29 protein-coding genes and 3 tRNA genes are annotated in these 26,869 nt (G+C 57.5%); 19 read left to right on the top strand and 13 right to left on the bottom strand.

The features are described 5' to 3' along the window. Position 1: 1 nt before the first annotated feature. The 6 genes from dnaC to DW58_RS16545 all read right to left on the bottom strand — a co-directional run bounded on the left by dnaC (position 2) and on the right by DW58_RS16545 (position 3,679). Complete coding sequence (dnaC, locus tag DW58_RS16570) at positions 2–733, bottom strand: DNA replication protein DnaC (RefSeq protein ID WP_024548165.1); 732 nt, start codon at positions 731–733, stop codon at positions 2–4. 2 nt (positions 734–735) lie between these two features. Then, on the bottom strand, positions 736–1,275 hold the full coding sequence (gene dnaT / locus DW58_RS16565) for a primosomal protein DnaT (protein WP_024548166.1): 540 nt from the start codon (positions 1,273–1,275) through the stop codon (positions 736–738). Positions 1,276–1,422: 147 nt separating this feature from the next. After that, positions 1,423–1,851 (bottom strand): organic hydroperoxide resistance protein, encoded by a 429-nt coding sequence (locus DW58_RS16560; protein WP_024548167.1) that lies wholly within the window; start codon positions 1,849–1,851, stop codon positions 1,423–1,425. 84 nt (positions 1,852–1,935) lie between these two features. After that, a complete protein-coding gene (locus tag DW58_RS16555) occupies positions 1,936–2,391 on the bottom strand; it encodes a MarR family winged helix-turn-helix transcriptional regulator (protein WP_024548168.1) in 456 nt (151 codons plus the stop codon). Between the two features lie 50 nt (positions 2,392–2,441). Beyond that, a complete protein-coding gene (locus DW58_RS16550) occupies positions 2,442–2,915 on the bottom strand; it encodes a threonine/serine exporter (RefSeq protein ID WP_024548169.1) in 474 nt (157 codons plus the stop codon). Then, positions 2,906–3,679 carry a threonine/serine exporter family protein gene (locus DW58_RS16545; RefSeq protein ID WP_024548170.1) on the bottom strand — a complete coding sequence of 258 codons (774 nt, stop codon included), beginning with the start codon at positions 3,677–3,679 and terminating at the stop codon, positions 2,906–2,908. Before DW58_RS16545 ends, DW58_RS16550 begins: the two co-directional genes overlap by 10 nt. A 535-nt stretch (positions 3,680–4,214) precedes the next feature. Between DW58_RS16545 and DW58_RS16540 the strand changes: the two genes are divergently transcribed. After that, positions 4,215–4,910, top strand: a complete 696-nt coding sequence (locus DW58_RS16540; protein ID WP_029696322.1) for a helix-turn-helix transcriptional regulator — start codon at positions 4,215–4,217, stop codon at positions 4,908–4,910. Positions 4,911–4,976: 66 nt separating this feature from the next. On the opposite strand, the gene DW58_RS16535 is transcribed toward DW58_RS16540, so the two are convergent. Continuing rightward, positions 4,977–5,435, bottom strand: coding sequence for a YbaK/EbsC family protein (locus DW58_RS16535; protein WP_024548172.1), 459 nt, complete (start codon positions 5,433–5,435; stop codon positions 4,977–4,979). A 206-nt stretch (positions 5,436–5,641) separates the two neighbouring features. Between DW58_RS16535 and DW58_RS16530 the strand changes: the two genes are divergently transcribed. Both DW58_RS16530 and DW58_RS16525 read left to right on the top strand, forming a co-directional pair. After that, positions 5,642–5,947, top strand: coding sequence for a PTS sugar transporter subunit IIB (locus DW58_RS16530; protein ID WP_024548173.1), 306 nt, complete (start codon positions 5,642–5,644; stop codon positions 5,945–5,947). A 13-nt stretch (positions 5,948–5,960) separates the two neighbouring features. Continuing rightward, positions 5,961–7,304, top strand: a complete 1,344-nt coding sequence (locus tag DW58_RS16525) for a PTS sugar transporter subunit IIC (RefSeq protein WP_024548174.1) — start codon at positions 5,961–5,963, stop codon at positions 7,302–7,304. Positions 7,305–7,382: 78 nt separating this feature from the next. Here the strand turns inward: DW58_RS16525 and fhuF are convergent, their stop codons facing one another. Continuing rightward, positions 7,383–8,171: a siderophore-iron reductase FhuF gene (gene fhuF / locus DW58_RS16520; RefSeq protein WP_024548175.1), complete on the bottom strand. Its 789-nt coding sequence runs from the start codon at positions 8,169–8,171 to the stop codon at positions 7,383–7,385. 106 nt (positions 8,172–8,277) lie between these two features. After that, a complete protein-coding gene (locus DW58_RS16515; RefSeq protein ID WP_024548176.1) occupies positions 8,278–9,342 on the bottom strand; it encodes a GGDEF domain-containing protein in 1,065 nt (354 codons plus the stop codon). 210 nt (positions 9,343–9,552) lie between these two features. Here DW58_RS16515 and DW58_RS16510 point away from each other — a divergent pair, with 210 nt between their 5' ends. Beyond that, a complete protein-coding gene (locus DW58_RS16510; protein WP_024548177.1) occupies positions 9,553–9,831 on the top strand; it encodes a DUF1435 domain-containing protein in 279 nt (92 codons plus the stop codon). 90 nt (positions 9,832–9,921) lie between these two features. On the opposite strand, the gene DW58_RS16505 is transcribed toward DW58_RS16510, so the two are convergent. From DW58_RS16505 to rsmC, 4 genes are all read right to left on the bottom strand, one after another. Beyond that, positions 9,922–10,008: transfer RNA gene (locus DW58_RS16505), tRNA-Leu, on the bottom strand. A gap of 30 nt (positions 10,009–10,038) precedes the next feature. Continuing rightward, positions 10,039–10,125: transfer RNA gene (locus DW58_RS16500), tRNA-Leu, on the bottom strand. Positions 10,126–10,155: 30 nt separating this feature from the next. Next, positions 10,156–10,242 (bottom strand) — tRNA-Leu (locus DW58_RS16495). 130 nt (positions 10,243–10,372) lie between these two features. Further along, positions 10,373–11,401, bottom strand: coding sequence for a 16S rRNA (guanine(1207)-N(2))-methyltransferase RsmC (gene rsmC / locus DW58_RS16490; protein WP_024550797.1), 1,029 nt, complete (start codon positions 11,399–11,401; stop codon positions 10,373–10,375). Positions 11,402–11,554: 153 nt separating this feature from the next. Between rsmC and DW58_RS16485 the strand changes: the two genes are divergently transcribed. From DW58_RS16485 to DW58_RS16420, 15 genes are all read left to right on the top strand, one after another. After that, complete coding sequence (locus DW58_RS16485) at positions 11,555–11,968, top strand: DNA polymerase III subunit psi (RefSeq protein WP_024550796.1); 414 nt, start codon at positions 11,555–11,557, stop codon at positions 11,966–11,968. Next, on the top strand, positions 11,937–12,380 hold the full coding sequence (gene rimI / locus DW58_RS16480; RefSeq protein ID WP_024550795.1) for a ribosomal protein S18-alanine N-acetyltransferase: 444 nt from the start codon (positions 11,937–11,939) through the stop codon (positions 12,378–12,380). Before DW58_RS16485 ends, rimI begins: the two co-directional genes overlap by 32 nt. A gap of 21 nt (positions 12,381–12,401) precedes the next feature. Next, entirely contained in the window at positions 12,402–13,079 is a 678-nt protein-coding gene (gene yjjG / locus DW58_RS16475) for a pyrimidine 5'-nucleotidase (RefSeq protein WP_024562363.1), read from the top strand. 93 nt (positions 13,080–13,172) lie between these two features. Next, on the top strand, positions 13,173–14,762 hold the full coding sequence (gene prfC / locus DW58_RS16470; RefSeq protein ID WP_024550509.1) for a peptide chain release factor 3: 1,590 nt from the start codon (positions 13,173–13,175) through the stop codon (positions 14,760–14,762). Positions 14,763–15,167: 405 nt separating this feature from the next. Beyond that, positions 15,168–15,779, top strand: coding sequence for a molecular chaperone OsmY (osmY, locus tag DW58_RS16465; RefSeq protein WP_024550510.1), 612 nt, complete (start codon positions 15,168–15,170; stop codon positions 15,777–15,779). Between the two features lie 131 nt (positions 15,780–15,910). Then, complete coding sequence (locus tag DW58_RS20375) at positions 15,911–16,072, top strand: DUF1328 domain-containing protein (RefSeq protein ID WP_002437547.1); 162 nt, start codon at positions 15,911–15,913, stop codon at positions 16,070–16,072. 151 nt (positions 16,073–16,223) lie between these two features. Continuing rightward, complete coding sequence (locus DW58_RS16460; protein WP_024550511.1) at positions 16,224–17,291, top strand: patatin-like phospholipase family protein; 1,068 nt, start codon at positions 16,224–16,226, stop codon at positions 17,289–17,291. Further along, positions 17,288–18,067 carry a TatD family hydrolase gene (locus tag DW58_RS16455; protein ID WP_024550512.1) on the top strand — a complete coding sequence of 260 codons (780 nt, stop codon included), beginning with the start codon at positions 17,288–17,290 and terminating at the stop codon, positions 18,065–18,067. Before DW58_RS16460 ends, DW58_RS16455 begins: the two co-directional genes overlap by 4 nt. 418 nt (positions 18,068–18,485) lie before the next feature. After that, positions 18,486–19,265, top strand: coding sequence for a deoxyribose-phosphate aldolase (deoC, locus tag DW58_RS16450; RefSeq protein ID WP_024550513.1), 780 nt, complete (start codon positions 18,486–18,488; stop codon positions 19,263–19,265). Positions 19,266–19,318: 53 nt separating this feature from the next. Continuing rightward, complete coding sequence (gene deoA, locus DW58_RS16445; RefSeq protein ID WP_024550514.1) at positions 19,319–20,641, top strand: thymidine phosphorylase; 1,323 nt, start codon at positions 19,319–19,321, stop codon at positions 20,639–20,641. A gap of 121 nt (positions 20,642–20,762) precedes the next feature. After that, a complete protein-coding gene (gene deoB, locus DW58_RS16440; protein WP_024550515.1) occupies positions 20,763–21,986 on the top strand; it encodes a phosphopentomutase in 1,224 nt (407 codons plus the stop codon). 70 nt (positions 21,987–22,056) lie between these two features. Next, positions 22,057–22,776: a purine-nucleoside phosphorylase gene (gene deoD / locus DW58_RS16435; protein WP_024550516.1), complete on the top strand. Its 720-nt coding sequence runs from the start codon at positions 22,057–22,059 to the stop codon at positions 22,774–22,776. Between the two features lie 247 nt (positions 22,777–23,023). Next, positions 23,024–25,411 carry a DMSO/selenate family reductase complex A subunit gene (locus DW58_RS16430; protein WP_024550517.1) on the top strand — a complete coding sequence of 796 codons (2,388 nt, stop codon included), beginning with the start codon at positions 23,024–23,026 and terminating at the stop codon, positions 25,409–25,411. Beyond that, complete coding sequence (locus DW58_RS16425; RefSeq protein WP_024550518.1) at positions 25,398–26,027, top strand: DMSO/selenate family reductase complex B subunit; 630 nt, start codon at positions 25,398–25,400, stop codon at positions 26,025–26,027. The genes DW58_RS16430 and DW58_RS16425 overlap by 14 nt, the downstream gene beginning before the upstream one ends. Then, on the top strand, positions 26,020–26,853 hold the full coding sequence (locus DW58_RS16420; RefSeq protein ID WP_024550519.1) for a dimethyl sulfoxide reductase anchor subunit family protein: 834 nt from the start codon (positions 26,020–26,022) through the stop codon (positions 26,851–26,853). The genes DW58_RS16425 and DW58_RS16420 overlap by 8 nt, the downstream gene beginning before the upstream one ends. The last annotated feature ends 16 nt before the right edge of the window (positions 26,854–26,869 follow it).

The following is a 26,869-nucleotide window of genomic DNA, read 5'->3' as shown; positions in this document are numbered from 1 at the left end:
CTCAGTAAATTTTGTCGCGGTAGCTGTCCCAGTCAAAGATCAGATTGAGGCTTTTACCAAGCTTCATGCGATCCATGACGCGCTCTCCCAGCTGGCGATACATGCCGGCCTCGTCGAGGTTGGTCAGCATTCCCGTAGGGCGGCGCGAAGAGGTGCGACGATCGACGATCTGGTTGATCACCACTTTCTCGTAGCGTGATTCGTTCTGTACGCCGATCTCGTCGATCACCAGCAGATCGACGCGGCTGAGATCGTCGAGCAGACGCTCTTCGGTTTTCACCGAGTCGCTGTTGTTAAAGGTTTCACGCATCGCCGACATGATGTCCGCCACCGAGATGATCAGCACCGTCTTGTTGCGGCGCAGCAGCTCGTTGCAGATGGCGGCGGCAAGGTGATTTTTACCGGTGCCGGGCTTGCCGGAGAAGATAAAGCCGGCCATGGTTTTGCCAAAGTCGACCGCGTAGTGGCGTGCCTTCTCCCGCACGATTTTTTGCTGCGTGGTGGTGGCGACATAGTTCTCAAACGAGCAGTCGCGGTGCAGTTCGCGGATGCCGGAGCGGCCAAACTGACGCTCCATCTTTTTGGCAATATTCTCGCGCATCAGCGACTCGGAACGCTTGCGTCCCTCTTCCTGCTGCCAGGCCATCCACTCTTCGGTGGAGGTAAAAGCAGGCTCAATGCCTTCGGGAACCAGTCTTTTCAGACGGGACATGATATCTGCGGGCTGTTTCATCGCTACCCCCTGAAACCTTTAAACACTTTGTAATCCGGCTGGCCGAGCGCGTTGATGTCGTGCGCCTGGCCGCCCGGTTTCGCGCGCCCCATTTGCAGGCTGCGCGCCAGTTTTTGCTGCCACTGTACGTGATGGAATACTTTACCTTCCGCCTGCCAGTAGGTCACAAACGAGGAGAGCTCCTCCGGCGTGACCGGTTGCGTCAGGGTGATGCCCCACAGCGCCGCCATGCGCTGGAAGTCCGGATCGGGCTGCCAGCCTGGGTACATGGCGAATTTACCCATCGGCGCCGGGAGCGGGGCCGCGTCTGGCGCATCTTCAAAGAAGGGGTCTTCCAGCGTCACGTCAGATGCCGGTTTCGCCAGCTGCGCTTCGAGCGACAGCAGGTAGGCCAGGCGTTCAGCGGTGATGGCATAAAACGCCGGGGCGTTCTGATCGAATACCGCCAGGGTGCCCTGGCCGGTACGCGCCAGCGCCTCGCGCGGTTCGCGACAAAAGGCCTCTAAACCGATGATATCTGAAGTGAGAATTTTGGAAGACATAACACGATCTCTGAAAACAATACGGTAGCCGGGCGAGTGAGCCACCAGCGGTGGGCCGGGCATAATTGCTTCATAGTAGCACAGTGGAGCAGGGGAATTGAGCAGAAGCTGAAGGCCCCTCGCAGAGTGCGAGAGGCCGAAGAGGCATCAGTTAATGATGTTCAGGGTCACGTCGATGTTGCCGCGCGTGGCATTGGAGTACGGGCAAACGATGTGCGCCGCATCAACCAGTTTTTTCGCCTGCTCTGCATCCATACCCGGCAGGTGGATGTTCAGCTGAGCTTCGATGCCAAAACCGGTCGGCAGCGGGCCGATACCCACTTCGCCTTCGATAAACGCGTCTTTTGGCATATCAATTTTGTCGCGGCCGGAGACGAACTTCATCGCGCCGAGGAAGCAGGCGGAGTAGCCCGCGGCAAACAGCTGTTCCGGGTTGGTGACGTCACCGCCCATGCCGCCCATCTCTTTTGGCACGCCCAGTTTGACGTCCAGCACACCGTCAGATGAAGTAGCACGGCCGTCACGGCCACCGGTTGCTTTGGCTTTGGCACGGTAAATCACTTTTTCTAAAGACATGGCAGGTTCCTCTATATTGGTAATATCGCTATACAATAGCGCGCTATTTATATGCGGTTTTTTTTCACCCCGCAGGGTGAAGGATTACGATTTAATTAACTTATCACGAAACGCTTCGAGCTGTGTTTTCATCGTTGTCAGGCTTTCCATATCACAGGAGGCCGCGCAACGAATGGATTCAGGAATACCGGCGGCCTTCGCTTTGAGCGCCTGACCTGCCTCGGTCAGGGTAACCGCCACCTGGCGTTCATCCTGGCGAGAGCGCAGGCGACGAAGCAGCCCGGCCGCTTCCAGACGCTTAAGCAGCGGCGTCAGGGTAGCGGAGTCGAGAAACAGCCGCTCGCCGATTTCCGACACCGTGATGTCATCTTTCTCCCACAGCACCAGCATCACCAGATATTGCGGGTAGGTGAGTTCAAGCGGTGCCAGCAGCTGACGGTAGAGCTTATTCAGCGCCAGGCTGGTGGAGTAAAGCGCGAAGCAGAGCTGGTCATCAACCGGTAGCGTCTGCGCGGCGTCATGTTTCGGTGTCGTTTTCATGGTTATGAATATAGGTAGTGCGCAATTTAATTGCAAGTTATTTTTTAAACTTACACCCGCGGACGTTTTCGATAGAGCCACAGCCCCGGCAGCGACAGACCGATGGAGAGCGCCGCAACGATAAATGCCGCCTTGAGGAAATTGATCACCAGCGTGGCCATCAGCGCCTCGCTGTAGCCGACGTGCGCCAGTTTAACGGCGGCGATCATGGCACTGTAGGCCGATATGCCCGGAAACATAGGGATCACCGCCGCGACGGTGAACACTTTCGGGTGCGCCAGATACCAGCGTGACCACTGAATGCCAATGGTACCGACCAGTATCGCGGCGATGAACGACCCCCACTCCATAGTAAAGCCCATCAGCAGCAGCACGCTGCGGCAGCCGTGACCGACGGCGCCCAGCAGCCCACACCACGCCAGCGCCCGGGAGGGAACGTTGAACACCATCGCAAACCCTACTGCGGGAATGGCGGAGAGCAGCATATCCTCCAGCAGGCCCATGAGCACATGCATTACGCCCATCCGCGCAGCCCCCATACCGACATCGCCATCACCACCCCGATACAGGTGGCGAGGGTTAACAGACTCGCCATCGCCCAGCGAGCCAGGCCGGTGTTCACATGGCCTTTGAACATATCGGCCACCGCGTTAATCAGGGGGAAACCCGGCACCAGCAGCAGGACACTGGCGGCCATCGCAACCGTCGGGGTGTTACGCAGGAGGGGCAGGGTGAGCAGAAGGCCAGATATCGAGGTCGCGACAAAGGCGGTAAGGCAAAAGTTGATTTGCGGATGCATCTGCCGCTGGGTCAGCAGCTGGCGCACATACATGGCGATGCTGCTTGAGAGAAAGGCCACCGCTGCGCCATCCCAGCCGCCGTTGTTGAGTTTGCAGAAGCAGGCGCAGGAGAGGCCAACCATCAACACCACCTGCCAGCGCGGGTAGCGGTAAGGCCGGATGTGCGCGAGTCGCCGTTGCACATCATGATGATCGAGCAGGGCGTGTTCAGTCATGATCACAATATGCTGCACCTGGGTGACGACGTGCATGTTGATACCGCGATCGCTGTTTTTACGCGTGGTGGTGAGGCAGTGCGCGTCGAGAATCGTGGTCAGCACAATGGCGTTGGCGGAAATGGCGCTTTCAACGCTGTCCATGCCTAACGCCAGCCCAAGGCGGGTCGACAGCTCCTCTACCAGCGCGCTTTCTGCACCGTGCTGGAGCAGCAATATTCCGCACTGAATACACAGCCGGGTGACATCGCGCTGTAAATGTTGATCCTGCATATTACCGGTCCCGCTCGCAGCAAATACGACGCTCTATTTAGCATGGCGCGGCGCCAGGACAGGGCAGTGCCAGATCAATATTTATGCAGTTAGCCGCGAGCGATTAAACCCAGGCTATATCTGAAACGCGGCGAGGATAAAACGTAACGGCACCGGTCGGCCAGCAGCGTGTTAGCAGGATTACGCATTAATCTGTGAGCCAGGTAGAGTATTTCGGTTTATTTACCGTCAAAAAACAGGCGGGCCCGTAAGAATAAGCCTAACGTATTCTGAAATAATTATAAAAAACGCAATTCAGTTAATTTTTCAGAAGTTTCTATTACGGAATATTCCGCGTTGCGACTGGTCATACCCCTTGTTGACAGGGTGGGAGGCAATTAATAAAATTCCTGACGCGTTTTTCGCTACGCCTGCACCATTAAATACCTTTTATCACGCATAATATTATCGAGTTTTATTCATCAGGATGATAGCCGTTGCGCTAAATGCACAGATATATTTCGGACGTTACGTTGACATCGTCATGGAGAAAGATATGCCACAAGGAAGAAAAAAAGTCGCCGTCATCATCAGTCAGGCGCCGTTAGTGCAGTGCGGATTAGGCAATATCATTAATCAATATTTTTTAAATATCGATATCGTCTTCCTGTGTCAGAGCGGTGAATTAACGACCCAGCAGTTTAATCAGGCCGATTACCTGATCGCCGATCTCAGCACCGAACCGGGCAACGTCCGTCAGGCCTGTCAGCATTACTATACGTTGCTGGCAAGCCACGCCACGCGCAGTATTTTTCTGGTGCCTAAAATGTGCTATCCGATGGCGGTAGAGTTGTTAATGCGGCCGGGGTGTACGCTGCTTTCGCATGTGGAATCCGTCGAGGGGATTATTGATGCGATTCGTAACAGTGATAATCAGCCAGAATTAATCAGCAAAACCCTGGCCTCGCCGCTGTGGCAGGAAAAAGAGCGCGACGCGCAGGGCCCGATTAAGCTCACGCTCGCCGAACGCCAGGTATTACGGCTGCTGGGAAAAGGATGGTGTATTAATCAGATTGCGGTGATGCTGAAGAAAAGTAATAAAACCATCAGCGCGCAGAAGAATAGCGCGATGCGCAGGCTGGCATTACGCAGCAATGCCGAGATGTTTGCCTGGATTAATAGCGCGCAGGGCATGAAGGAGCTTAATTTGCAGGCGGTGCAGAAAGACGGGGTGATGGCGGCGACCATATAGTTTCGCCGCCGGGCGTTCACGCGTTGCCAGATTACGCTGCCGTGCGAGGCAACCCGGCCTGGCCTTTTACTGGCACACGTCGACCCACGTCGCCTGGGTGAGCGAAGCCAACCGTTCAGGGGAGATGCGCACCGCACTGTGAATCGCGCCCGCGGCGGGGAGCACTTCCGAATACTGTTTGAGCGAGACATCGCAATAGACGTGCAGAGGGTTTTCCAGTCCGAAGGGGCAAACGCCGCCTACCGGGTGTCCGGTCCAGGTCACCACTTCATCGCAGCTCAGCATGCGCGCTTTCGCCCCAAATACCGCCTTCAGCTTTTTGTTATCGAGCCGGGCGTCGCCCTTCGCGACCACTAACACCACGTCGTTTTTCACTTTTAGCGACAGCGTTTTGGCAATTTGTCCGGGTTCAACATTGTGCGCCCTGGCAGCCAGTGCAACGGTGGCGGTACTTTGACCGAGTTCGATAATGTCGATATCAGGGGCATTATCTGCAAAAAACTGACGTACCGATTCCAGACTCATTTCGTTCTCCATGCTAATACTGCGCTAAATCTGGCACAGCGTGAGGCGTGCTGTAAACTTCTTCATGCATACCGCCGTGCAACCGGCGTTTTTCGGATCTTCTTCACAATCACAGAAACCGGTTACTGTAACCGGTTGCAGTGTTTCGGCGTGGGCATAATACTGGATTCGTAACCTTCCTCTGCATCTAATAATAAGAGTCGTCTATGAAGCGTATCCTGTTGTGCTGTACCGCTGGTATGTCTACCAGCATGGTCGTGAATAAGATGAGGCAGGCTGCCGAACAGCAACATATTCATGTTGAGATTGCGGCAACAGGCATTGAGGCATTCACGGAGCAGTTTTCACATTATGACTGTTGCCTCTCAGGGCCACAGAGTAAATACCGTCTGGAAGATTTCAGCGCGCAGGCGGCAGAACAAGCGATCCCGGTAATGGTGATCAATTCAATGGATTACGGAATGATGCGCGGCGGAAAAATTCTCGCTGACGCACTCAAATTAATCGCCTGACAGGAGAGCCGTGATGTCTGCCAACCATGCCGCATTTAATGTCATTTTCCGCTTCGTGGAAAATTATGTCAGTCCTGTCGCCGGACGTATTTCCGCGCAGCGCCACGTGATGGCGATCCGCGACGGTTTTATTTCCGCCATGCCCTTTATGATTGTCGGATCGTTTTTACTGGTCTTTGCCTATCCGCCTTTTTCACCGGATACCACCTGGGGATTCGCCCGCGCCTGGCTTGATATGGCAAAACGCTTTGAAGGACAAATTCTCACCCCGTTTGATATGACGATGGGAATTATGTCGATCTATATTTGCGCCGCCATCGCCTATAACCTCGGCAAGCATTATGTGAAATCCCATGCGCTCGATCCCTTTATGTGCGCCATGCTGTCGCTGATGGCGTTTATGCTGGTCGCCGCACCTAAAACCAGCGGGACGATGCCGGTGGATAGCCTCGGCGGCACCGGGATCTTCACTGCCATTCTGGTGGCGATCTTCTGCGTGGAGATGATGCGTTTTCTGAAGGCGCATAATATCGGTATCCGCCTGCCGGATCAGGTTCCGCCGATGATCAAAAACTCCTTCGATCTGCTGATCCCGGTGCTGGTGGTGGTGCTGACGCTCTACCCGCTGAGCCTGCTGATCCAGTCGCAGTTCGACATGCTGATCCCGCAGGCCATCATGGCCATCTTTAAACCGCTGGTTTCCGCCGCCGATTCACTGCCGGCCATTCTGCTGGCGGTGCTGATCGGCCACCTGCTGTGGTTCGCGGGGATCCACGGTGCGGCGATCGTGTCCGGGATGCTGCAGATGTTCTGGCTGACCAACCTGGGTATGAACCAGAGCGCGCTGGCTCAGGGCGCACCGCTGCCGCATATCTTTATGGAAGCCTTCTGGACCTTCTTTATCGTGATTGGCGGCTCCGGGGCGACGATGGGGCTGGTGCTGTGCTACCTGCGTAGCCGCTCGGCTCACCTGCGCTCCATCGGGCGTCTGAGCGTGGTTCCCAGCATCTTTAACATCAATGAGCCGGTGATTTTCGGGACGCCTATCGTGATGAACCCGGTGTTCTTTATCCCGTTCCTGCTCGCGCCGATGGTGAATGCCGTTATCGCCTGGGCAGCCATGAAGCTGGATCTGATTGGCCGCGTGATCTCCGTGGTGCCCTGGACCGCACCGGCGCCGATTGGCGCCGCCTGGGCGCTAGGGTGGGATTTCCGCGCCGCGCTGCTGGTGATTGTGCTGGCGGTGGTGTCGGCCATCATCTACTTCCCGTTCTTTAAGGTCTATGAGAAGCAGCTACTGGCCCAGGAAGCCGAAGAGGCGGTGAAGGCGGCGGAGGATGAACAGCAGGCCGCGTAATCCAGCGCAGTAAACGTCTTACCTCCAAAACGAAAAAACCACCTGCAAAGGTGGTTTTTTTATGCCGGGCCGCAACGGCTATTTCAGGGTACAGTCGCCGCACTGCACCACGTCCGGCAGACGATAGCGCTGGCAGCAGGTGCGACGCACCAGCATGCCGTCGCGCATCACCACGGTGCGGTAGAGAGGATTGTCTGCGCCGCTGAGCAGCTGTTTTTCCATGAAGCAGGTGTGACGCAGGGCCTCAGCCGCCGGTTCGCCGATCAGCTCTTTCACTTCACCGAGAAACCAGTTGATCAGATAGCCGGTATTGCTCCAGATAAGCCTTGCGTTGATGTCGCCGGACGCCTCCAGCGCGGCAATCACCGGCGCAATGCCGTCGACCACGAATTGCTCGACGCGCTCACGGGGGGTGAGTCGGGTTGCGGCGGGATCGTCATGCACATCAATCCAGAAACAGGCCGCGCGGCCTGTCTCATGAAATTCAACGTGGAAATGTTCTGGCGCAATATCCAGCGCGCGGGACTGCGTCAGCAGCGCCAGCAGAACGGGCGGAACCATCAGGCCGAGATACCATTGCGCCCACAGCGACTTAAGCGGTTTATTCTCGCGATCCATGGCCGGCTGGTTACGGTAGATGTGATCCGAATAGCTGGCCATCAGGCTGGTGAGGGTGGCCGGGCGCGACCACTGCGCCAGCGTCAGGGTGCTGTGCGGCGACGGTTCGTCCAGTCTGACGATATCATTGAAGTAAGGGCGCTGCGTGGTGAACAGATCGCGGATCGCGGCCGCCAGACCGGATGAGGGAGTGATTCCCCCGGGCTGCCAGACAAGGTTCTCAACGATCTCTGTTATGCGATAAGCCATAGCGCAACGTTAGCGGTAATCTAAATGATAATGATTGCCAATCCTAACTATTGAGATCACCAATGGCAAGCGAATTCCACACGGGGTGTGGTGCTCGCCGCAAAACTCAGGCGGCTCTGGCGTCCGCGCTGGTGAAGATGTGGTTTCGGCCCTGGTGCTTCGCGCCGTACAGCGCCCGGTCCGCGGCCTGTAACGCCTCGTCCAGCCCGGCCGAGGTCAGGGGCGCAAGGCCGATGCTGATTGTCACGTGTGTTGCCACGCTGTCATTGAACATATGAGGGATATGCAGATCGTAGACCCGTTGCCGGATGCGCTCCGCCGCCTGCTTAGCCAGCGCGGGCGTGGCGCAGGTCACCAGCACCAGGAACTCTTCACCGCCGTAGCGAGCCACAATATCCCGCGAGCGTACCGCATCACGAATCGCCGCGGAGACGCGGATCAGCGCCTTGTCGCCCATCATGTGGCCGTAGTGATCGTTGTAGGCTTTGAAATAGTCGATATCGAGCAGCAGGACATAGCGCTGCTCATTCTCTGTTGCCGGCAGGCTGTCAAAACGAGACTGAAAACCGCGGCGGTTGTAGATGCCGGTCAGCGGATCGAGCAGGCTGAGATCGCGTAACCGTTTTTTCTCTTCCAGCAACTGGGACATCAGCCCCTGCGCAAACGCGTCGTTTCGCTTCTGGATAATCTGCTGAATGATGATGCCCGCGACCGGAACCGCCAGCGAATAGGCGAGCTGGAGAAAGTGTTCACCCGCATCAATCCACATTACGGTGAGAAATACCGGCAGGCAGTGCAGCGCGAAGGCGCTGATATTATGGGTAAAGGCAATGGCGCTAATAAAGAGCACGCTCAGCAGGGCAATCATAATATAGGTGGCGTGCTCGTCCTGCACGATGCCGCTTTTCATATAGATTTGCCACGCCCACAGCATGCCGAACGTCAGCGCGATAACGCGGATATCGACATTCTTCAGCCTGTTTACGGCATCCAGCATCAGCATTACCGTGCTTAACGCCGCAATCAACAGCACCGGCAACGCCAGATAGCGCATGTGATAGAGAGGACTCAGGATGCTAAAAATGGCCGACATCACGTTAAGCAGCAGAAACAGGCGCAGCGAGAGCCGATATTTCGCCTGAATAAGGGCGTGCCAGTTACTTAATGTCATAAATATCGTTACATACCAGCAGGATAAAAAGAACGTGCAAGGGCCAACGGGAAAGTAAGGTCGCAAAATGCGCGCGATGCGGCATAAAAAATAACGGAGGATATATTCTGCGGCTCAATCTACCATCTCAACCACGGGCTGTCATCCGGCGTGCGCAAAATATAAGCAACACATCGATAACCAGCGCTTGCAAATGAGAAATCTTATCATATGATATTGGTTATCATTATCGGTGTGAGAGGGCATACCATGTTGCACAAACGTCTGGAGAGTGGCTGGGGCGTACTGCTGCCGGCATCGCTGATTGTTGCGATGGCGATGAGTGATTTGTCGTTTGCGCAGTGGCGTATCGTGGTGGTGCTGGGGCTACTGGCGACTGCCGTTATGCTCTATCACAAGCGGCTTCGTCACTTCGTACTGTTACCGTCGTGTGCGGCGCTGGCAGGGGCAATGATGCTTGCGGCAATGAATCTGGGACAACAGGGATAATCAGCGAAAACAGGAACAATCAGAGAACAACAGGGAGGTTACAGCAAAGAATTAAGCAGGGAAGAGAGAGAAAAAGAAAACCACATAAAGTGGTGCGAGGGGAGGGACTTGAACCCTCACGTCCGTTAGGACACTAACACCTGAAGCTAGCGCGTCTACCAATTCCGCCACCGTCGCATTTCTTTTTTTTCGATATCGTCTTCGCGTTGGTGCGAGGGGAGGGACTTGAACCCTCACGTCCGTTAAGACACTAACACCTGAAGCTAGCGCGTCTACCAATTCCGCCACCGTCGCCCGATGCGAGAGATATCTGTGTGATTTTTTTGGTGCGAAGAGAGGGACTTGAACCCTCACGTCCGTTAAGACACTAACACCTGAAGCTAGCGCGTCTACCAATTCCGCCACCTTCGCATACCAGCAACACTAATGAAGTATTGCAACCACGGAGGCGCATTCTAGATGTTTTCTGAACCACGTCAACAGTTAATTTAACGCCGCTTTCCTGAGTGGTTTAAAAAGCGGCGTTTAAGGTGCGCAGGGCTTAGCGTTTCGCCTTGCGGGTATGGACCGCGCGGTACACTTTGAAGCGTCCGGTCTGGGCGATGACCTCATGATTGCCGAAGGCTTCGTCCAGAATTCTGGGGTAGGGCAGGAAGGCGTTTGCCACCAGGCGAAGCTCGCCGCCGATATTAAGGTGGCTTACCGCACCGCGGATCAGGGTTTGCGCCGCGTCGAGGCTGGTCTGCATTCCGTCGTGGAACGGCGGGTTGGAGATGATCATATCGAAGCGTCCGCTGATGGCGGAGAAGACGTCGCTGGCGATAACCTCACCTTCCAGGCCGTTAGCGGCGAGGGTGGCGCGGCTGGCTTCCACTGCCGGGGCGCTCACATCGCACAGCGTCAGGCGCACTTTCGGGGAGTGGCTGGCAAGCGACGCAGAGAGCACGCCGGTGCCACAGCCGACATCCAGCACTTTACCTTTGGTATGCGGCGTAAACGTCGAGAGCAGCAGCTGGCTGCCAACGTCCAACCCGTCGCGGCTGAATACCCCTGGCAGGGTTTTAATGGTTAGCCCCTCGTGCTGGTACTCGCCCCATCCGCTTTCAGGGTCAAATACCGGGACAGTTTCCAGACGACCGTGGTACAGACCACAGCGGCGCGCGCTGTCGATTTTGGTCAGCGGGGCGTATTTTTCGAGCATCTGCTCGGCGCTGCGCACACCGCTGCGGTTCTCACCGACCACGAAGATATCGCTGCCAACCGGCAGCAGGGAGAGCAGGTTGGTCAGCTGGAATAGCGCTTCCGGCTTGTTCTTCGGCCAGTAGTAAATCAGCGTATTGCTATCACCCACCATGGCGGCGTCGGCCACCAGGCTGTAGCTGGCGCGGTCGTCCATCAGGCGGCTCAGCACCTGCCAGTGATGGTACTGCTGCGTATGGACGCGGCTTGCGGCGGTATCCAGCCGGGCGGGCAGGTCATCCTGCAAATCGCCGGCAAACAGAATGCGGCTCGCTTCAAAATCATCACTGTGGCGCAGCAGGACTTCGCTCGCAGGGGTAAAAGCAGACATGAAAACACTCCTTCTCGATCAGGCCGCGGATTATAACCTGTTCAGCCGAACCCTGCAGCGCTCTTCGCATCTCAATCACACCGGGGCGGCTTTATTGGCGCCCAAAGCGCAGTTTTGTTATATTTGCGCCCCTGTTAAATGAGAGGTGTGGCGATGACATCCCGACGCGACTGGCAGCTACAACAGCTCGGTATTACGCAGTGGACGCTGCGCCGTCCGGCCGTGCTGCAGGGCGAAATCGCGATTACGCTACCGGCCCATATTCGTCTGGTGATGGTGGCGGAAACGCTGCCCGCGCTGAACGAGCCGCTGCTGCAGGATATCCTGCGCGCCATGACGTTAAGCCCCGATCAGGTTTTACAGCTCACCCCCGAGCGGGTGGCGATGCTGCCCGATGAGCGCGCCTGCGCCAGCTGGCGTCTTGGCATTGACGAGGCGCCACCGCTTCGCGGCGCGCAGTTGGCCTCACCGGCCTTTACCGAGCTTCAGCACAGTGCGGCCGCCCGCGCGGCGCTGTGGCGACAAATTTGCGAACATGAACACGATTTCTTTACTCACCCCGAGTGATCTGGCCGCCGCCTACGCCATTGAAAAACGCAGTCACGCTTTCCCGTGGAGCGAGAAAACCTTCGCCAGCAACCAGGGCGAACGCTATCTCAATTTACGGCTGGAGGTTGACGGCCAGCTGGCGGCGTTCGCCATTACCCAGGTCGTGCTGGATGAAGCGACGCTGTTCAATATTGCCGTCGATCCGGCGTACCAGCGCCGCGGTCTCGGGCGTGCACTGCTGGAACACCTGATTAACCAGCTGGAGCAGCGCGACGTGTTCACCCTCTGGCTGGAAGTGCGCGCCTCGAACGCACCGGCCATCGCGCTCTACGAGAGCCTGGGCTTTAACGAGGCAACGGTACGCCGCAACTACTACCCCACCGCAGACGGTCGCGAAGACGCGATCGTGATGGCGCTGCCGCTTGGCTAAAACGATGAACAAGGTGATGTAATGAACTGGGACTGGATACTGTTTGATGCTGACGAAACGCTGTTTACCTTTGACGCTTTCGGCGGCTTACAGCGGATGTTTCTTGATTACAGCGTGACCTTTACCGCGCAGGACTATCAGGATTATCAGGCGATTAACAAGCCGCTGTGGGTGGATTACCAGAACGGGACCATCAACGCCTTGCAGCTTCAGCATCAGCGTTTTCAGGGCTGGGCTGAGCGGCTCAACGTGGGGGCAGGGGATCTCAACAGCGCGTTCCTCAACGCCATGGCGGAAATCTGCGCCCCGCTGCCCGGCGCCCAGTCGCTGCTTGATATGCTGAAAGGGAAAGTGAAGCTTGGCATCATTACCAACGGCTTTACCGCCCTGCAGCAGATCCGCCTTGAGCGTACCGGTTTCCTTGACTACTTCGATCTGCTGGTGATCTCCGAAGAGGTGGGCGCCGCCAAGCCGGATCGCAGGGTCTTTGATTACGCGCTTGATAAAATGGGAAGCCCCTCGCGCGATCGCGTGCTGATGGTAGGCGACACCGCGGAATCTGATATTCTGGGCGGTATGAACGCCGGGTTCGCCACCTGCTGGCTCAACCCGCACGGCCGCGAACTGCCGCCGGGCATCGCGCCCACCTGGCAAGTCACCTCGTTAAGCGAACTGGAGCAGCTCCTGTGTAAACATTGATTGTCTGCCTAAAGCTCTTGAGTACAATAGCCGCATTTTTCGAATCACTCGTCGCACGGGGCTTCCCGCGCGCAGACACAGAAGACTGAAACCATGACGTTGTCTCCTTATGTACAAGAGGTGGCCAAACGCCGCACGTTTGCCATTATCTCGCACCCGGATGCCGGTAAAACCACCATCACTGAAAAGGTGCTGCTGTTCGGACAGGCGATTCAGACCGCCGGTACCGTTAAAGGCCGCGGCTCCAGCCAGCACGCCAAATCTGACTGGATGGAAATGGAAAAGCAGCGTGGTATCTCTATTACCACCTCGGTAATGCAGTTTCCTTACCACGACTGCCTGATCAACCTGCTGGACACCCCGGGCCACGAAGACTTCTCGGAAGATACCTACCGTACGCTTACCGCGGTGGACTGCTGCCTGATGGTGATCGACGCCGCGAAAGGGGTTGAGGATCGTACCCGCAAGCTGATGGAAGTTACCCGTCTGCGCGATACGCCGATCCTGACCTTTATGAACAAACTTGACCGTGATATCCGCGATCCCATGGAGTTGCTGGATGAGGTCGAGAGCGAACTGAAGATCGCCTGCGCACCTATCACCTGGCCTATTGGCTGCGGCAAGCTGTTTAAGGGCGTCTACCACCTCTATAAAGATGAAACCTATCTCTACCAGACCGGTAAAGGCCACACTATCCAGGACGTCCGCATCGTTAAGGGGCTGGATAACCCGGAGCTGGACGCGGCAGTGGGTGAAGATCTGGCCGCACAGCTGCGCGACGAGCTGGAGCTGGTGCAGGGCGCCTCGCACGAGTTCGACAAGGCGCTGTTCCTGAGCGGCGAGATCACCCCGGTGTTCTTCGGTACCGCGCTGGGTAACTTTGGCGTCGATCATATGCTGGACGGGCTGGTGGACTGGGCGCCTGCGCCGATGCCGCGCAAAACCGATACCCGCGAGGTTCATGCTGAAGAAGAGAAATTCTCCGGCTTCGTGTTTAAGATTCAGGCCAACATGGATCCTAAACACCGCGACCGCGTTGCCTTTATGCGCGTAGTGTCCGGGCGCTATGAGAAAGGCATGAAGCTGCGCCAGGTGCGTACCGGTAAAGATGTGGTGATCTCCGACGCGCTGACCTTTATGGCGGGCGACCGCTCCCATGTGGAAGAGGCGTTCCCGGGCGACATCATCGGTTTGCACAACCACGGGACCATTCAGATCGGCGACACCTTTACCCAGGGTGAAACCATGAAGTTCACCGGTATCCCGAACTTCGCACCGGAACTGTTCCGCCGCATTCGCCTGAAAGATCCGCTTAAGCAAAAACAGCTGCTGAAAGGGCTGGTACAGCTCTCCGAAGAGGGCGCCGTGCAGGTGTTCCGTCCCATCGCCAACAACGACCTGATCGTGGGCGCGGTGGGGGTGCTGCAGTTTGACGTGGTCGTGGCGCGCCTGAAGAGCGAATACAACGTGGAAGCGATTTACGAATCGGTTAACGTGTCGACCGCGCGCTGGGTTGACTGCCCGGACGTGAAGAAGTTTGAAGAGTTCAAGCGTAAGAACGAAGTGCAGCTGGCACTTGATGGTGGGGACAACCTGACCTACATCGCGCCAACGATGGTGAACCTGAATCTCACGCAGGAACGTTATCCTGACGTCCATTTCCGCAAAACGCGCGAACATTAATCCTCACTTACAGGATGCGCCAGCAGGCGCGTCCTGCCTCATCTTCCCGGATTTTCCTGTCATATTAGTCCCTTGCGGATTCTTCTTAATTTCCCGCTTTTTCCGTTTTGTTGCTGCTTTTTCACGCACCAGAGCAGGCGTTTTTATTTTTGTGATCTATATTTAACATTGTGATGACATGTTGAGTGGTCAAAAACACCAGCAAAAAACTTTATTACCGATGTTAATTTGAAAGTTTAACGTCATCTCAAAATTTAACACTGACTTAATTCGACACACCGGTGGGAAGCGGTAACCCGCACGCTGCAGGTAGCGAGTCTGGGTCAAGGGTCACCACAGTGGTGTCCAGGCCGCCTTGGTGTGGCGGAAAGCTCAAATTCTGAGCATACAAACAGGAATGAATCGATGAATAAGACTAAGATTTCTAAAACTCTGCTGGCAGTAATGTTGGGCTCTGTAATGGCCGGTTCTTCAGCCTGGGCTGAAAGCACCACTACGGATAAAGCACACTCTACGGCAGACAGCGCAGGGCAAAAAATCGATAGCTCTGTAGATAAAGTCGGTAACTTCATGGATGACAGCGGTATCACCGCAAAAGTTAAAGCGGCTCTGGTTGATGATGAAACCATTAAGAGCACCGATATTTCCGTCAAAACCGACAAAAAAGTGGTGACGCTGAGCGGTTTTGTTGAGAGCCAGGCGCAGGCTGAAAAAGCCGTGGCCGTGGCTAAAAAGGTAGAGGGCGTCTCCTCCGTGAGCGACAAGCTTCATGTCCGCGACAGCAAAGACGAGTCTGTGAAAGGCTATGCAGGCGACGCGGCGACCACCAGCGAGCTGAAAGCTAAACTGCTGGCCGACGACATTGTACCGTCCCGTATGATCAAAGTTGAAACAACCGATGGTGTGGTTCAGCTCTCCGGTACCGTAGAAAATCAGGCGCAGTCTGAGCGGGCCGAATCAATTGCGAAAGCGATTGATGGCGTGAAAAGCGTGAAAAACGATCTGAAAGTTAAGTAGTACATCCGAACCCCTCAGCCCGGGCGTTGCCCGGGCGAGAAGGTAAGCATCACCACCAATAAATCGCCAGTGAGCTACCTGAGCGCTCACTACAGAGCAATTTGCTTAACACTATGGTAAAGGAGAGTCATATGTTTCGTTGGGGCATTATCTTCCTCGTTATTGCACTAATCGCGGCCGCACTGGGCTTTGGTGGCCTTGCTGGTACCGCAGCCGGCGCTGCTAAAATTGTCTTCGTGGTCGGGATTATCCTGTTCCTGGTCAGTCTGTTCATGGGCCGTCGTCGCCCCTGACCTGACGGAGTAATTACTATCCGCCCGAAAAGCCGGTCCTTGTGACTGGCTTTTCTGGTTTCTGTGGCCTGGAAATTGATGTACCTTTGAACATTCTCTGATGAGCCAGACAGGCTCCGTTTTTAACATAACAACCTAACAGGATGGCAGGGTGGGTCAGCGAATTCCCGTAACGCTCGGCAATATCGCGCCGCTTGCGTTAAAACCGTTTCGGCCCGGACGTATGGCGCTGGTCTGCGAGGGCGGCGGTCAACGAGGCATCTTTACAGCCGGTGTGCTGGACGAGTTTATGCGCGCCGAATTTAACCCGTTCGACGCCTTCTACGGCACCTCGGCGGGCGCCCAAAACCTCTCTGCCTACGTCTGTAATCAGCCCGGCTACGCGCGGCGCGTCATCACCCGCTACACCACCTCCAAAGCGTTTTTCAATCCGGTGCGCTTTGTGCGCGGCGGTAACCTTATCGATCTTGACTGGCTGACCGAAGCGACCCACGCCGCCATGCCGCTGGCGATGGATAACGCCGCGCGCCTGTTTGATAAGGGCAAAACCTTCTATATGTGCGCCTGCCGCAGCGATGACTACTCTCCCGGCTATTTCGCCCCTCAGACCACCGACTGGCTGGATATTATCCGCGCCTCAAGCGCCATTCCGGGGTTCTACCGCAGCGGTGTCTCGCTGAACGGCATTAACTATCTCGATGGCGGGGTGAGCGACGCGATACCGGTGCAGGAAGCGGCGCGACAGGGCGCTACCACGCTGGTGGTGATCCGCACCGTGCCGTCGCAGATGTACTACACGCCGCAGTGGTTCAAACGTATGGAGCGCTGGATGACCGACAGCAGCCTGCAACCGCTGCTGAATCTGGTGCAGCACCATGAGACCAGCTATCGCGCTATCCAGCAGTTTATTGAAAAGCCGCCGGGTAAACTGCGCATCTTTGAGATCTATCCGCCGAAACCGCTGGCCAGTATGGCGCTGGGCAGCCGTATTCCGACGCTGCTGGAAGATTATAAAATCGGCCGGCTGTGTGGGCGCTACTTCCTCGCCACGGTGGGTAAACTGCTGGCGGCAACCCCGCCGATGGCACGTCATCTCACCCCGGTTGCGCCGACGCTGGTGGTGCCACCGGCCACCGTGGCAAATGACGTTGCGGTCACGCCCATCGTCGAGGCGCCGGAAGCGAACGACGCGGCCTTTAATAATGAGGATCTGGCATGAGCGGACGCTTTGTCGACACCCACTGCCATTTCGACTTTCCGCCCTTCAGCGACGACGAAGCGCAAAGCATACGCCGCGCGGCCGATGCCGGCGTGGCGCGTATCATTGTCCCGGCCATTGAGGCAGAACGTTTTGCCGGGGTAGTGGCCCTGACCCAGCGTTTTGAGGCGCTGTACGGCGCGTTGGGCCTGCACCCGATCGTGATTGAACGCCACGATGACGCCGCGCTGGTGCAGCTGGAGGATTATCTTCGCCAGGGGCATAGCAAGATCGTCGCCATCGGCGAGATCGGGCTCGATCTCTACCGCGAGGATCCGCAGTTTGAAAAACAGGAAGCGATTCTTGATGCCCAGCTGCGGCTGGCAAAGCAGTATCAGCTGCCGGTTATCCTTCACTCGCGCCGTACCCACGACAAACTGGCGATGCACCTGAAGCGCCACGCGCTGCCCCGTACCGGTGTGGTGCATGGCTTTGCCGGCAGCCTGCAACAGGCGCAGCGCTTTGTGGAGATGGGGTATTACATCGGGGTGGGGGGGACAATTACCTATCCGCGGGCCAGTAAGACGCGCGAGGTGATGAGACAGCTTCCGCTCAGCGCACTGCTGCTGGAAACCGATGCCCCGGACATGCCGCTTAACGGCTATCAGGGGCAGCCTAACCGCCCCGAGCGTGCCGCGCAGGTGTTCGACGTGCTGTGTGAACTGCGCCCTGAGCCCCCGGACCAGATCGCCGCCGCGCTGCTGGCGAACACGCACCGCGTATTTACGCTCTCCTGACGGGCCCGCAACGGCCCAAAAATTCCGCGTATCACAAACCTGCTTCATACTCACATCAGGCCTCATGCGTAAACGGCGAGGCGCGACCTGAAAATGTTATTTTCCTAACATGGCGCCGGGTGCAGCACTGATGCGGTCTGCGCGCTCTGAACCCTGTACTGACCGCATGAATGGCGTTGTTTTGTTATTTTAATCACATATACTGGGGTTCTTGTTGCAGTATTGCTTTAAAATTATGTGAAACAACACACAAAACCGGCAGGGCGATAAGTGTTAGAATTTTAACATTCCCTGCGAGGCACTGCGGTGAGACGGATCTCAGCGTGATGGCAGTTTTGCCACTCTTCTTCATGGAACCACGACCGCTCCAACGTGTTGCGTTTCGCGCCTGAAACATCTTTTATTGTTGGAGAAGACTATGACCGATTTAACCAAAAGCAGCCTGCGTGCACTGCAGCTGATGGACCTCACCACCCTTAATGACGACGACACCAATGAAAAGGTGATCGCACTTTGCCACCAGGCGAAAACCGCGGTAGGTAACACCGCTGCCGTCTGCATCTACCCGCGTTTTATCCCTATTGCGCGTAAAACCCTGAACGAGCAGGGCACGCCGGATATCCGCATCGCTACCGTCACCAACTTCCCGCACGGCAATGACGATATCGACATCGCGCTGGCGGAAACCCGCGCGGCGATCGCGTACGGTGCCGATGAAGTGGACGTGGTATTCCCGTACCGCGCGCTGATTGCCGGTAACGAGCAGATTGGCTATGACCTGGTGAAAGCCTGTAAAGCGGCCTGCGCCGACGCGAACGTTCTGCTGAAAGTCATCATCGAAACCGGCGAGCTGAAAGAAGAAGCGTTGATCCGCAAAGCGTCCGCCATCGCCATTAAAGCCGGCGCGGACTTCATCAAAACCTCCACCGGTAAAGTGCCGGTTAACGCCACGCCTGAAAGCGCGCGCATCATGCTGGAAGTGATCCGCGATATGGGCGTTGAAAAAACCGTAGGTTTTAAACCGGCAGGCGGCGTACGCACCGCGGAAGATGCGGCCGAGTACCTGGCGATTGCCGACAACCTGTTTGGTCCTGACTGGGCCGACGCGCGCCACTACCGCTTCGGCGCATCCAGCCTGCTGGCAAGCCTGCTTAAAGCGCTTGGTCACGGCGACGGTAAAAGCGCAAGCAGCTACTGATCTCTTTGCGGCGGGCAACCGCCGCCCTTACCTGATGTTATCCGGGGGTTATTGTGTTCCTCGCTCAAGAAATTATTCGTAAAAAACGTGACGGCCACGCGCTCAGTGAAGAGGAAATTCGCTTCTTCATTAACGGCATTCGCGACAACACCGTTTCAGAAGGCCAGATTGCCGCCCTGGCGATGACCATCTTCTTTCACGATATGAGCATGCCCGAACGCGTCGCGCTGACCATGGCGATGCGCGACTCCGGCACCGTGCTGGACTGGAAAAGCCTGAACCTGAACGGCCCCATCGTGGATAAGCACTCCACCGGCGGCGTGGGTGACGTGACCTCGCTGATGCTTGGCCCAATGGTAGCGGCCTGCGGCGGATATATCCCGATGATCTCCGGCCGTGGCCTTGGTCATACCGGCGGCACCCTCGACAAGCTGGAAGCCATTCCGGGCTTTGATATTTTCCCGGACGACAGCCGTTTCCGCGACATCATCAAGGACGTCGGCGTGGCTATCATCGGCCAGACCAGCTCGCTGGCGCCGGCGGATAAGCGCTTCTACGCAACCCGCGACATTACCGCGACCGTGGACTCCATTCCGCTTATCACCGCCTCGATCCTCGCGAAAAAGCTCGCCGAAGGACTGGATGCGCTGGTGATGGACGTCAAAGTGGGCAGCGGGGCATTTATGCCGACCTTTGCGCTGTCTGAAGAGCTGGCGCAGGCGATTGTCGGCGTGGCTAACGGCGCAGGAGTACGCACCACGGCGCTGTTGACCGACATGAATCAGGTGCTGGCTTCCAGCGCCGGTAACGCGGTGGAAGTCCGGGAAGCCGTGCGCTTCCTCACCGGCGACTACCGCAATCCGCGTCTGCTTGAGGTCACGATGGCCCTGTGCGTCGAGATGCTGATTTCCGGCAGGCTGGCGCGCGACGAGGCAGATGCCCGTGCGCAACTCCAGGCCGTGCTGGATAACGGTAAAGCGGCAGAAATTTTCGGACGCATGGTCGCCGCCCAGAAAGGGCCAGTCGATTTTATCGAACATTACGATCGTTACCTGCCAACCGCGATGCTCACCAAAGCGGTCTATGCCGACCACAGCGGGTTTGTCAGCGAGATGGACACGCGCGCGCTGGGCATGGCGGTGGTGTCGATGGGCGGCGGTCGTCGTCAGGCATCCGATACCATCGATTACAGCGTTGGCTTTACCGATATGGCGCGCCTGGGCGAGAAAGTCGATGGCGAACGTCCGCTGGCGGTGATTCACGCGAAGAGCGAAGCCAGCTGGCAGGAAGCCGCGAAGGCCATTAAGGCCGCCGTGCAGGTAACCGATAATGCGCCGCAGGAGACGCCGGTTGTCTATCGCAGAATCAGTCAATAAGTGGCATACTGATCTGATCACTCTTTTTTGGTAACTCTGACCAGCGCACGTTGCAGGCAACGCGACACTCACGCAACGTGAACCGGGACGAGTTTCACAGCGCAATACGTACGGAGAAACTATGAAACGTGCATTTATTATGGTGCTGGACTCTTTCGGAATTGGGGCGTCTGAAGACGCCGAACGCTTTGGCGATGCCGGTTCCGACACCCTGGGCCACATTGCGGAAGCCTGCGCGAAAGGCGAGGCCGACAAAGGCCGCAGCGGGCCATTACACCTGCCGAACCTGACGAAGCTGGGTCTGGCGAAGGCGCACGAAGGCGCGACCGGCTTTATTCCGGCCGGGATGGACGCTAACGCGGAAATCACCGGTGCTTACGCCTGGGCGCACGAGCTCTCATCCGGGAAAGACACCCCGTCAGGCCACTGGGAAATCGCCGGTGTGCCGGTGCTGTTTGACTGGGGCTACTTCACCGATACCGAAAATAGCTTCCCGCAGGAGCTGCTGGATAAACTGGTTAAGCGTGCCAACCTGCCGGGCTACCTCGGCAACTGCCACTCTTCCGGTACCGTGATTCTGGATCAGCTGGGCGAAGAGCACATGAAAACCGGCAAGCCGATTTTCTATACCTCTGCGGACTCGGTATTCCAGATTGCCTGCCACGAAGAGACCTTTGGTCTGGATCGCCTGTACGAACTGTGTGAAATCGCACGCGAAGAGTTGACCGAAGGCGGCTACAACATCGGGCGCGTTATCGCACGTCCGTTCGTGGGCGACAAAGCGGGCCACTTCGAGCGTACCGGCAACCGTCACGATCTCGCGGTTGAACCGCCGTCACCGACCATCCTGAAAAAACTGGTGGATGAAAAGGGCGGCCAGGTGGTTTCCGTGGGAAAAATCGCGGACATCTACGCCAACGTCGGCATCACCAAAAAAGTGAAGGCAACCGGGCTGGACGCGCTGTTTGACGCGACCATCCAGGAGATGAAGGCCGCGGGTGACAAGACCATCGTCTTTACCAACTTCGTTGATTTTGACTCCTCCTGGGGCCATCGTCGCGACGTGGCGGGCTATGCAGGCGGGCTGGAGCTGTTCGACCGTCGCATGCCGGAGCTGCTGGAGCTGGTGGGCGAAGATGACATTATTATCTTCACCGCTGACCACGGCTGCGACCCGACCTGGAAAGGCACCGATCACACTCGCGAGCATATCCCGGTGCTGATCTACGGCCCGAAAGTGAAGCCGGGCTCGCTGGGCCACCGCGACACCTTCGCCGACATCGGCCAGACCGTGGCGAAGTACTTCGGTCTGAGTGAGATGGAATACGGCAAACCGCTGTTCTGATTATAAAATATCTACCGTTCAGGCCGGCAACTTTGCTGGCCTGACCTCGCTTTAAGGAATAAAAGACATAATGGCTACTCCTCACATTAATGCAGAAATGGGTGATTTCGCTGACGTCGTACTGATGCCGGGCGACCCGCTGCGCGCGAAACACATCGCGGAAACTTTCCTGGAAGACGTGCGCGAAGTGAACAACGTGCGCGGCATGCTGGGCTATACCGGTACCTATAAAGGCCGCAAAATTTCGGTTATGGGCCACGGCATGGGTATCCCGTCCTGCTCCATCTATACCAAAGAGCTGATCACCGACTTTGGCGTGAAGAAAATCATCCGCGTAGGCTCCTGCGGCGCGGTACGCGCTGACGTGAAGCTGCGCGATGTGGTTATCGGCATGGGTGCCTGCACCGATTCCAAAGTGAACCGTCTGCGCTTCAAAGATCACGACTTCGCGGCGATTGCCGATTTCGACATGGTACGCAACGCGGTTGATGCGGCGAAAGCGCTGGGCGTTGATGCTCGCGTGGGCAACATCTTCTCTGCCGACCTGTTCTATACGCCGGACCCGAGCATGTTCGACGTGATGGAAAAATACGGCATCCTGGGCGTGGAAATGGAAGCGGCGGGTATCTACGGCGTGGCCGCAGAGTACGGTGCGAAAGCGCTGACCATCTGCACCGTGTCCGATCATATCCGTACCCACGAGCAGACCACTGCCGCGGAACGTCAGACCACGTTCAACGACATGATCAAAATCGCGCTGGAATCCGTTCTGCTGGGCGATAACGCGTAATTGTTACGCTGCCACTCTGCGACCGACGGGTAGCAGAGTGGCGTTTTCTGCGGCGCCATCCTCTTCCTGCGCCACTCTGCTATTCACCTTCTTTCTGTAACGTTTTTCTCCTATTTATCAGCTAAATAAGCTTGGTCCTACGCCCGATTCCTGGTTTTTCACCACTCCCGTTCTGCTTGATAAAAATCAATCGCCAGCGCCAGGCGATACCGGACACTGCCTTCTTTTTCACGGAAGAAGAGTGCGTATGAGTGAATCAATAACCCCTGTTCCACTGGCGTTAACCCGTCGGCGTTTCCTTCAGGCCAGCTCGGCGCTGGCGGCGCTTCCCTTTGTCTCGCTGCCAGCGGCCCACGCCCGGCCGCTCTCCCCTGACGCAGCGGACGCCACGGCGGCCACGCCCGAGCAGATCGTCGCGACCTGCAGCACCTTTGACTGCGGCGGCAAGTGCGACATTCGCGCGCACGTTCGCGATGGCGTAGTCACGCGTATTGCCACGCTGCCCGACGAGGCGCACGATCCGGCGATGCCGATTATGCGTGCGTGCGTCAGAGGGCGAGGCTACCGCAAATTTGTCTACCATCCCGATCGGCTGAAGTACCCGATGAAGCGCGTCGGAAAACGCGGCGAAGGCAAATTCGTGCGTATCAGCTGGGACGAAGCCACCACCCTGATTGCTGATAACCTTACGCGGATTACCCACCAGTACGGTCCGGCGTCGCGCTACGTGCACGTTGGCACCGCGGTGTCCGGCGGCGCATTCTCAGGGGATAAAATGGTGCGTCGCCTGTTGAATCTCCACGGCGGCTATCTCGACAGCTATCACTCCGTCAGCATGGGCAATACCGCGGCGGCAACGCCCTATACCTACGGCACCGCCGCCAGCGGCAGTTCGCTGGATACCCTCGCCGATACCCGGCTGGTGATCCTCTGGGGCCACAACCCGAACGAAACCATCTTTGGTCACACCAACCACTATTTTCAGCAGATGAAGCGCAACGGCACGCGCTTTATCGTGGTGGATCCCCGCTATTCTGATACCGCCGCATCGCTGGCCGATCAGTGGATCCCGCTGTTGCCCTCGACGGACAACGCGCTGATGGATGCGATGATGTACGTCATCATCACTGAGAACCTGCACGATAAGGCCTTTATCGACCGCTATACCCTCGGTTTCGACGAAGAGAGCATGCCCGACGGCGTGCCTGAAAATGAGTCGCTGGTCGCCTGGCTGAGCGGCAAAAAGGATGGCATCGCGAAGACGCCGGAGTGGGCGGAAGCGATCACGCACGTTCCGGCGCAGACCATCCGCCAGCTGGCGCGGGAGTATGCCACCACGAAGCCCGCCGCGCTGATTCAGGGCTGGGGCCCGCAGCGGCATAACTGCGGCGAGCGCACGGCGCGTGGCTCAACGCTGCTCGCCACCCTCACCGGCAACGTCGGGGTAAAAGGCGGCTGGGCGGCCGGCTACGGCGGCATCGGCAACCGCAAATTCACCACCGGGCCTGAGATGCCGGATAACCCGGTAAAAGAGAAAATCTCGGTGATGAACTGGGTGCAGGCCGCGGACGATCCGGCGCAGGTGACGCCTGAAAACGGGTTGACCGGCGGGGAGACGCTGCCTTCCGGTATCCGTCTGCTGTTCTCGCTGGCGGGCAACTACCTTGCCAATCAAAACCCGGATCTTCACCAGGCGGTAAAGGTTCTTGAGGACGACACGAAGATTGAATTTATCGTGGTCAGCGACCTGTATATGACCCCCAGCGCGAAATATGCCGATCTGCTGCTGCCTGAAACCAGCTTTATGGAGCGCTGGAATATCGGTGAAACCTGGGGCACCGGTAACTACGTGATGCTGTCAGAAAAGCTGGTGGAGCCGGCGTTTGAACGGCGCTCCGACTACGACTGGCTGTGCGACGTGGCGGACAAGCTTGGCCTGAAGCAGGCGTTCAGCGCCGGGCGCAGTGAACAGCAGTGGATTGCGCATATCTGGGAGCAAACCCGGCAGGCGATGCCGGCGGAGAACATGCCGGATTTCGCCACGCTGCGCGTTCAGCGGCACCATCTATTCAAAAGCGAGCCGTACGTGGCTTTCGAGGCGAATATCCGCGATCCGCAGAATCATCCGTTTGCCACGCCCTCGGGCAAGATTGAGATCTTCTCGAAGCGGCTGTACGACATGCACCACCCGGAGATCCCGGCGCTGTCGCACTATGTCCCGGCCCACGAAGGCCCGCAGGACCCGCTGAGCGAAAGATACCCTTTACAGCTGATTACCTGGAAAGGGAAAAATCGCGCCAACTCCACGCAGTATGCCAATCCCTGGCTTCAGGAGGTGCAGACCCAGAAGCTGTGGATCAATCCGCTGGATGCACAACCGCGTGGCCTGACGTCCGGCGATACGGTGCGGATTCATAACGATCGCGGCCTGTGTCAGGTCGAGGTGGAGGTGACTCCGCGCATCATACCGGGCGTCGTTGCGATGCAGGCCGGGGCGTGGTGGCAGCCAGATGAACAGGGCATCGATCGCGGCGGCTGCGCCAACGTGCTTAGCTCCGCGCGCATCACGGCCCTGGCGAAAGGGAATTCACATCAAACCATGCTGGTGGAGGTAACAAAGCATGAGTCAGTTTAAGGAGTACGCCCCGGTGAGCCCGACGCAGCTGGGTTTCTATATCGACAGTTCGCGCTGTTCAGGGTGCAAAGCCTGCCAGGTGGCCTGCAAAGACAAAAACGATCTGGAGCCGGGCCAGCGTTATCGCCGGGTGTATGAAGTTAACGGAGGCGGGTTTATTCCTACCGGGCAGGGCGGCCTGTTGAATAACGTCTACGCCTATACCCTGTCGATCTCCTGCAACCACTGCGACGATCCGATCTGCACTAAAAACTGCCCGACCACCGCGATGCATAAGCGGCCCGGCGACGGTATTGTCCGCGTTAACACCGACAAATGCGTCGGGTGCGGCTACTGCGCCTGGTCCTGCCCTTACGGCGCCCCGCAGCGCAATCCGGAAACCGGGCAGATGTCGAAATGCGATTTCTGCATTGATTTGCAGGCGAAGGGCGAAAAGCCGGTCTGCGTGACAACCTGTCCGCTGGGAGCCATACATTTTGGTCCGGTTAGCGAGCTACGTGAGCGGTTCGGGGCGCTGTGCGATGTCAAAGGCCTGCCGGACTCGACCCTGACCCGGCCCAATCTGATCGTCAAACCGCATCAGGGTGCGCAGCAAGAGGGGACGCGCCATGCATGAACTGCCGCTGTTGATCTTCACCTTGCTGGTACAACTCTCGGTAGGCCTGACGCTGTTTATCACGCTTGCGCTGCCGCGCCAGCCCTTCGGCGACCGGGCCGCGGCGACGCGTACGCTGCGGCTGCCGCTGCTCATCGCGTGCGCCAGCGCGGGCATGGGACTGCTCTGCTCCACGCTGCATCTGGGCTACCCGCTTAATGCCCTGCATGCACTGCGTCACGTTTCCAGCTCATGGCTAAGCCGCGAGATTGTTTTTGCGGCCGCCTATCTGGCGGTGCTTGGTCTCGCCACGCTGCTGGCGCTGTTTAAGCAGGCGATATGGCGCACGCTGATGCCGCTGGCGCTGGTCGTGGGGATAGTCGACGTCTACTGCATGAGCGCGATTTATGCCCACTCCAGCGTGGTAACCTGGACCCACTACACCACCTGGCTGACCTTTTTCGGCTCAACCATCCTGCTTGGCGCAACCGCGCAGGCGTGGCTCATTGCCCGTCGTCAGACCCTGGAGACGCGGCGCCGGATCCTGTCGACCGGCGCGATGCTGGTGGTGGCTGTCGTAGCGGTGCGCCTGCTGTTTCAGCCTGCCTATATAGAGTATCTGTCGCAGATGGTTCACCGTGACGCCGCGACCTTCCCGTATCGCTCGCTGGACGCCTGGTATGCCCTGGCGAACGTGCGCGCCGTCGGCTGGCTGCTGGCCGTGGCCGGTGCGGCGCTGATGTCGGTAAGCGCCCAGCGCGGCGGACGGGGCGTATTGATCTGCGCCAGCCTGGCGCTGGTGCTGAGCGAAATCCTTTTCCGCTACGTCTTTTTCTCGCTCGGATAAGGGTGCGCGTTAACGC

The organism is Siccibacter turicensis LMG 23730 (assembly GCF_000463155.2).
GTDB classification, from domain to species: Bacteria; Pseudomonadota; Gammaproteobacteria; order Enterobacterales; family Enterobacteriaceae; genus Siccibacter; species Siccibacter turicensis.
The sequence above is the reverse complement of the archived record's forward strand: the minus strand, read 5'-3'. Positions and strand labels throughout refer to the sequence as shown.

Excerpts from the sequence above, each read along its gene's own strand:
- DW58_RS20375 (WP_002437547.1), top strand. The coding sequence starts at position 15,911 with ATGTTTCGTTGGGGCATTATCTTCCTCGTTATTGCACTAATCGCGGCC.
- DW58_RS16425 (WP_024550518.1), top strand. The coding sequence starts at position 25,398 with ATGAGTCAGTTTAAGGAGTACGCCCCGGTGAGCCCGACGCAGCTGGGT.
- DW58_RS16550 (WP_024548169.1), bottom strand. The coding sequence starts at position 2,915 with ATGGGCGTAATGCATGTGCTCATGGGCCTGCTGGAGGATATGCTGCTC.
- deoD (WP_024550516.1), top strand. The coding sequence starts at position 22,057 with ATGGCTACTCCTCACATTAATGCAGAAATGGGTGATTTCGCTGACGTC.
- DW58_RS16535 (WP_024548172.1), bottom strand. The coding sequence starts at position 5,435 with ATGAGTCTGGAATCGGTACGTCAGTTTTTTGCAGATAATGCCCCTGAT.
- rimI (WP_024550795.1), top strand. The coding sequence starts at position 11,937 with ATGAACACGATTTCTTTACTCACCCCGAGTGATCTGGCCGCCGCCTAC.
- prfC (WP_024550509.1), top strand. The coding sequence starts at position 13,173 with ATGACGTTGTCTCCTTATGTACAAGAGGTGGCCAAACGCCGCACGTTT.
- DW58_RS16485 (WP_024550796.1), top strand. The coding sequence starts at position 11,555 with ATGACATCCCGACGCGACTGGCAGCTACAACAGCTCGGTATTACGCAG.
- DW58_RS16510 (WP_024548177.1), top strand. The coding sequence starts at position 9,553 with ATGATATTGGTTATCATTATCGGTGTGAGAGGGCATACCATGTTGCAC.
- DW58_RS16540 (WP_029696322.1), top strand. The coding sequence starts at position 4,215 with ATGCCACAAGGAAGAAAAAAAGTCGCCGTCATCATCAGTCAGGCGCCG.
- DW58_RS16530 (WP_024548173.1), top strand. The coding sequence starts at position 5,642 with ATGAAGCGTATCCTGTTGTGCTGTACCGCTGGTATGTCTACCAGCATG.
- DW58_RS16560 (WP_024548167.1), bottom strand. The coding sequence starts at position 1,851 with ATGTCTTTAGAAAAAGTGATTTACCGTGCCAAAGCCAAAGCAACCGGT.
- dnaT (WP_024548166.1), bottom strand. The coding sequence starts at position 1,275 with ATGTCTTCCAAAATTCTCACTTCAGATATCATCGGTTTAGAGGCCTTT.
- DW58_RS16555 (WP_024548168.1), bottom strand. The coding sequence starts at position 2,391 with ATGAAAACGACACCGAAACATGACGCCGCGCAGACGCTACCGGTTGAT.
- DW58_RS16420 (WP_024550519.1), top strand. The coding sequence starts at position 26,020 with ATGCATGAACTGCCGCTGTTGATCTTCACCTTGCTGGTACAACTCTCG.
- fhuF (WP_024548175.1), bottom strand. The coding sequence starts at position 8,171 with ATGGCTTATCGCATAACAGAGATCGTTGAGAACCTTGTCTGGCAGCCC.
- DW58_RS16455 (WP_024550512.1), top strand. The coding sequence starts at position 17,288 with ATGAGCGGACGCTTTGTCGACACCCACTGCCATTTCGACTTTCCGCCC.
- DW58_RS16515 (WP_024548176.1), bottom strand. The coding sequence starts at position 9,342 with ATGACATTAAGTAACTGGCACGCCCTTATTCAGGCGAAATATCGGCTC.
- osmY (WP_024550510.1), top strand. The coding sequence starts at position 15,168 with ATGAATAAGACTAAGATTTCTAAAACTCTGCTGGCAGTAATGTTGGGC.
- DW58_RS16430 (WP_024550517.1), top strand. The coding sequence starts at position 23,024 with ATGAGTGAATCAATAACCCCTGTTCCACTGGCGTTAACCCGTCGGCGT.
- deoB (WP_024550515.1), top strand. The coding sequence starts at position 20,763 with ATGAAACGTGCATTTATTATGGTGCTGGACTCTTTCGGAATTGGGGCG.
- rsmC (WP_024550797.1), bottom strand. The coding sequence starts at position 11,401 with ATGTCTGCTTTTACCCCTGCGAGCGAAGTCCTGCTGCGCCACAGTGAT.
- deoC (WP_024550513.1), top strand. The coding sequence starts at position 18,486 with ATGACCGATTTAACCAAAAGCAGCCTGCGTGCACTGCAGCTGATGGAC.
- dnaC (WP_024548165.1), bottom strand. The coding sequence starts at position 733 with ATGAAACAGCCCGCAGATATCATGTCCCGTCTGAAAAGACTGGTTCCC.
- DW58_RS16525 (WP_024548174.1), top strand. The coding sequence starts at position 5,961 with ATGTCTGCCAACCATGCCGCATTTAATGTCATTTTCCGCTTCGTGGAA.
- yjjG (WP_024562363.1), top strand. The coding sequence starts at position 12,402 with ATGAACTGGGACTGGATACTGTTTGATGCTGACGAAACGCTGTTTACC.
- DW58_RS16545 (WP_024548170.1), bottom strand. The coding sequence starts at position 3,679 with ATGCAGGATCAACATTTACAGCGCGATGTCACCCGGCTGTGTATTCAG.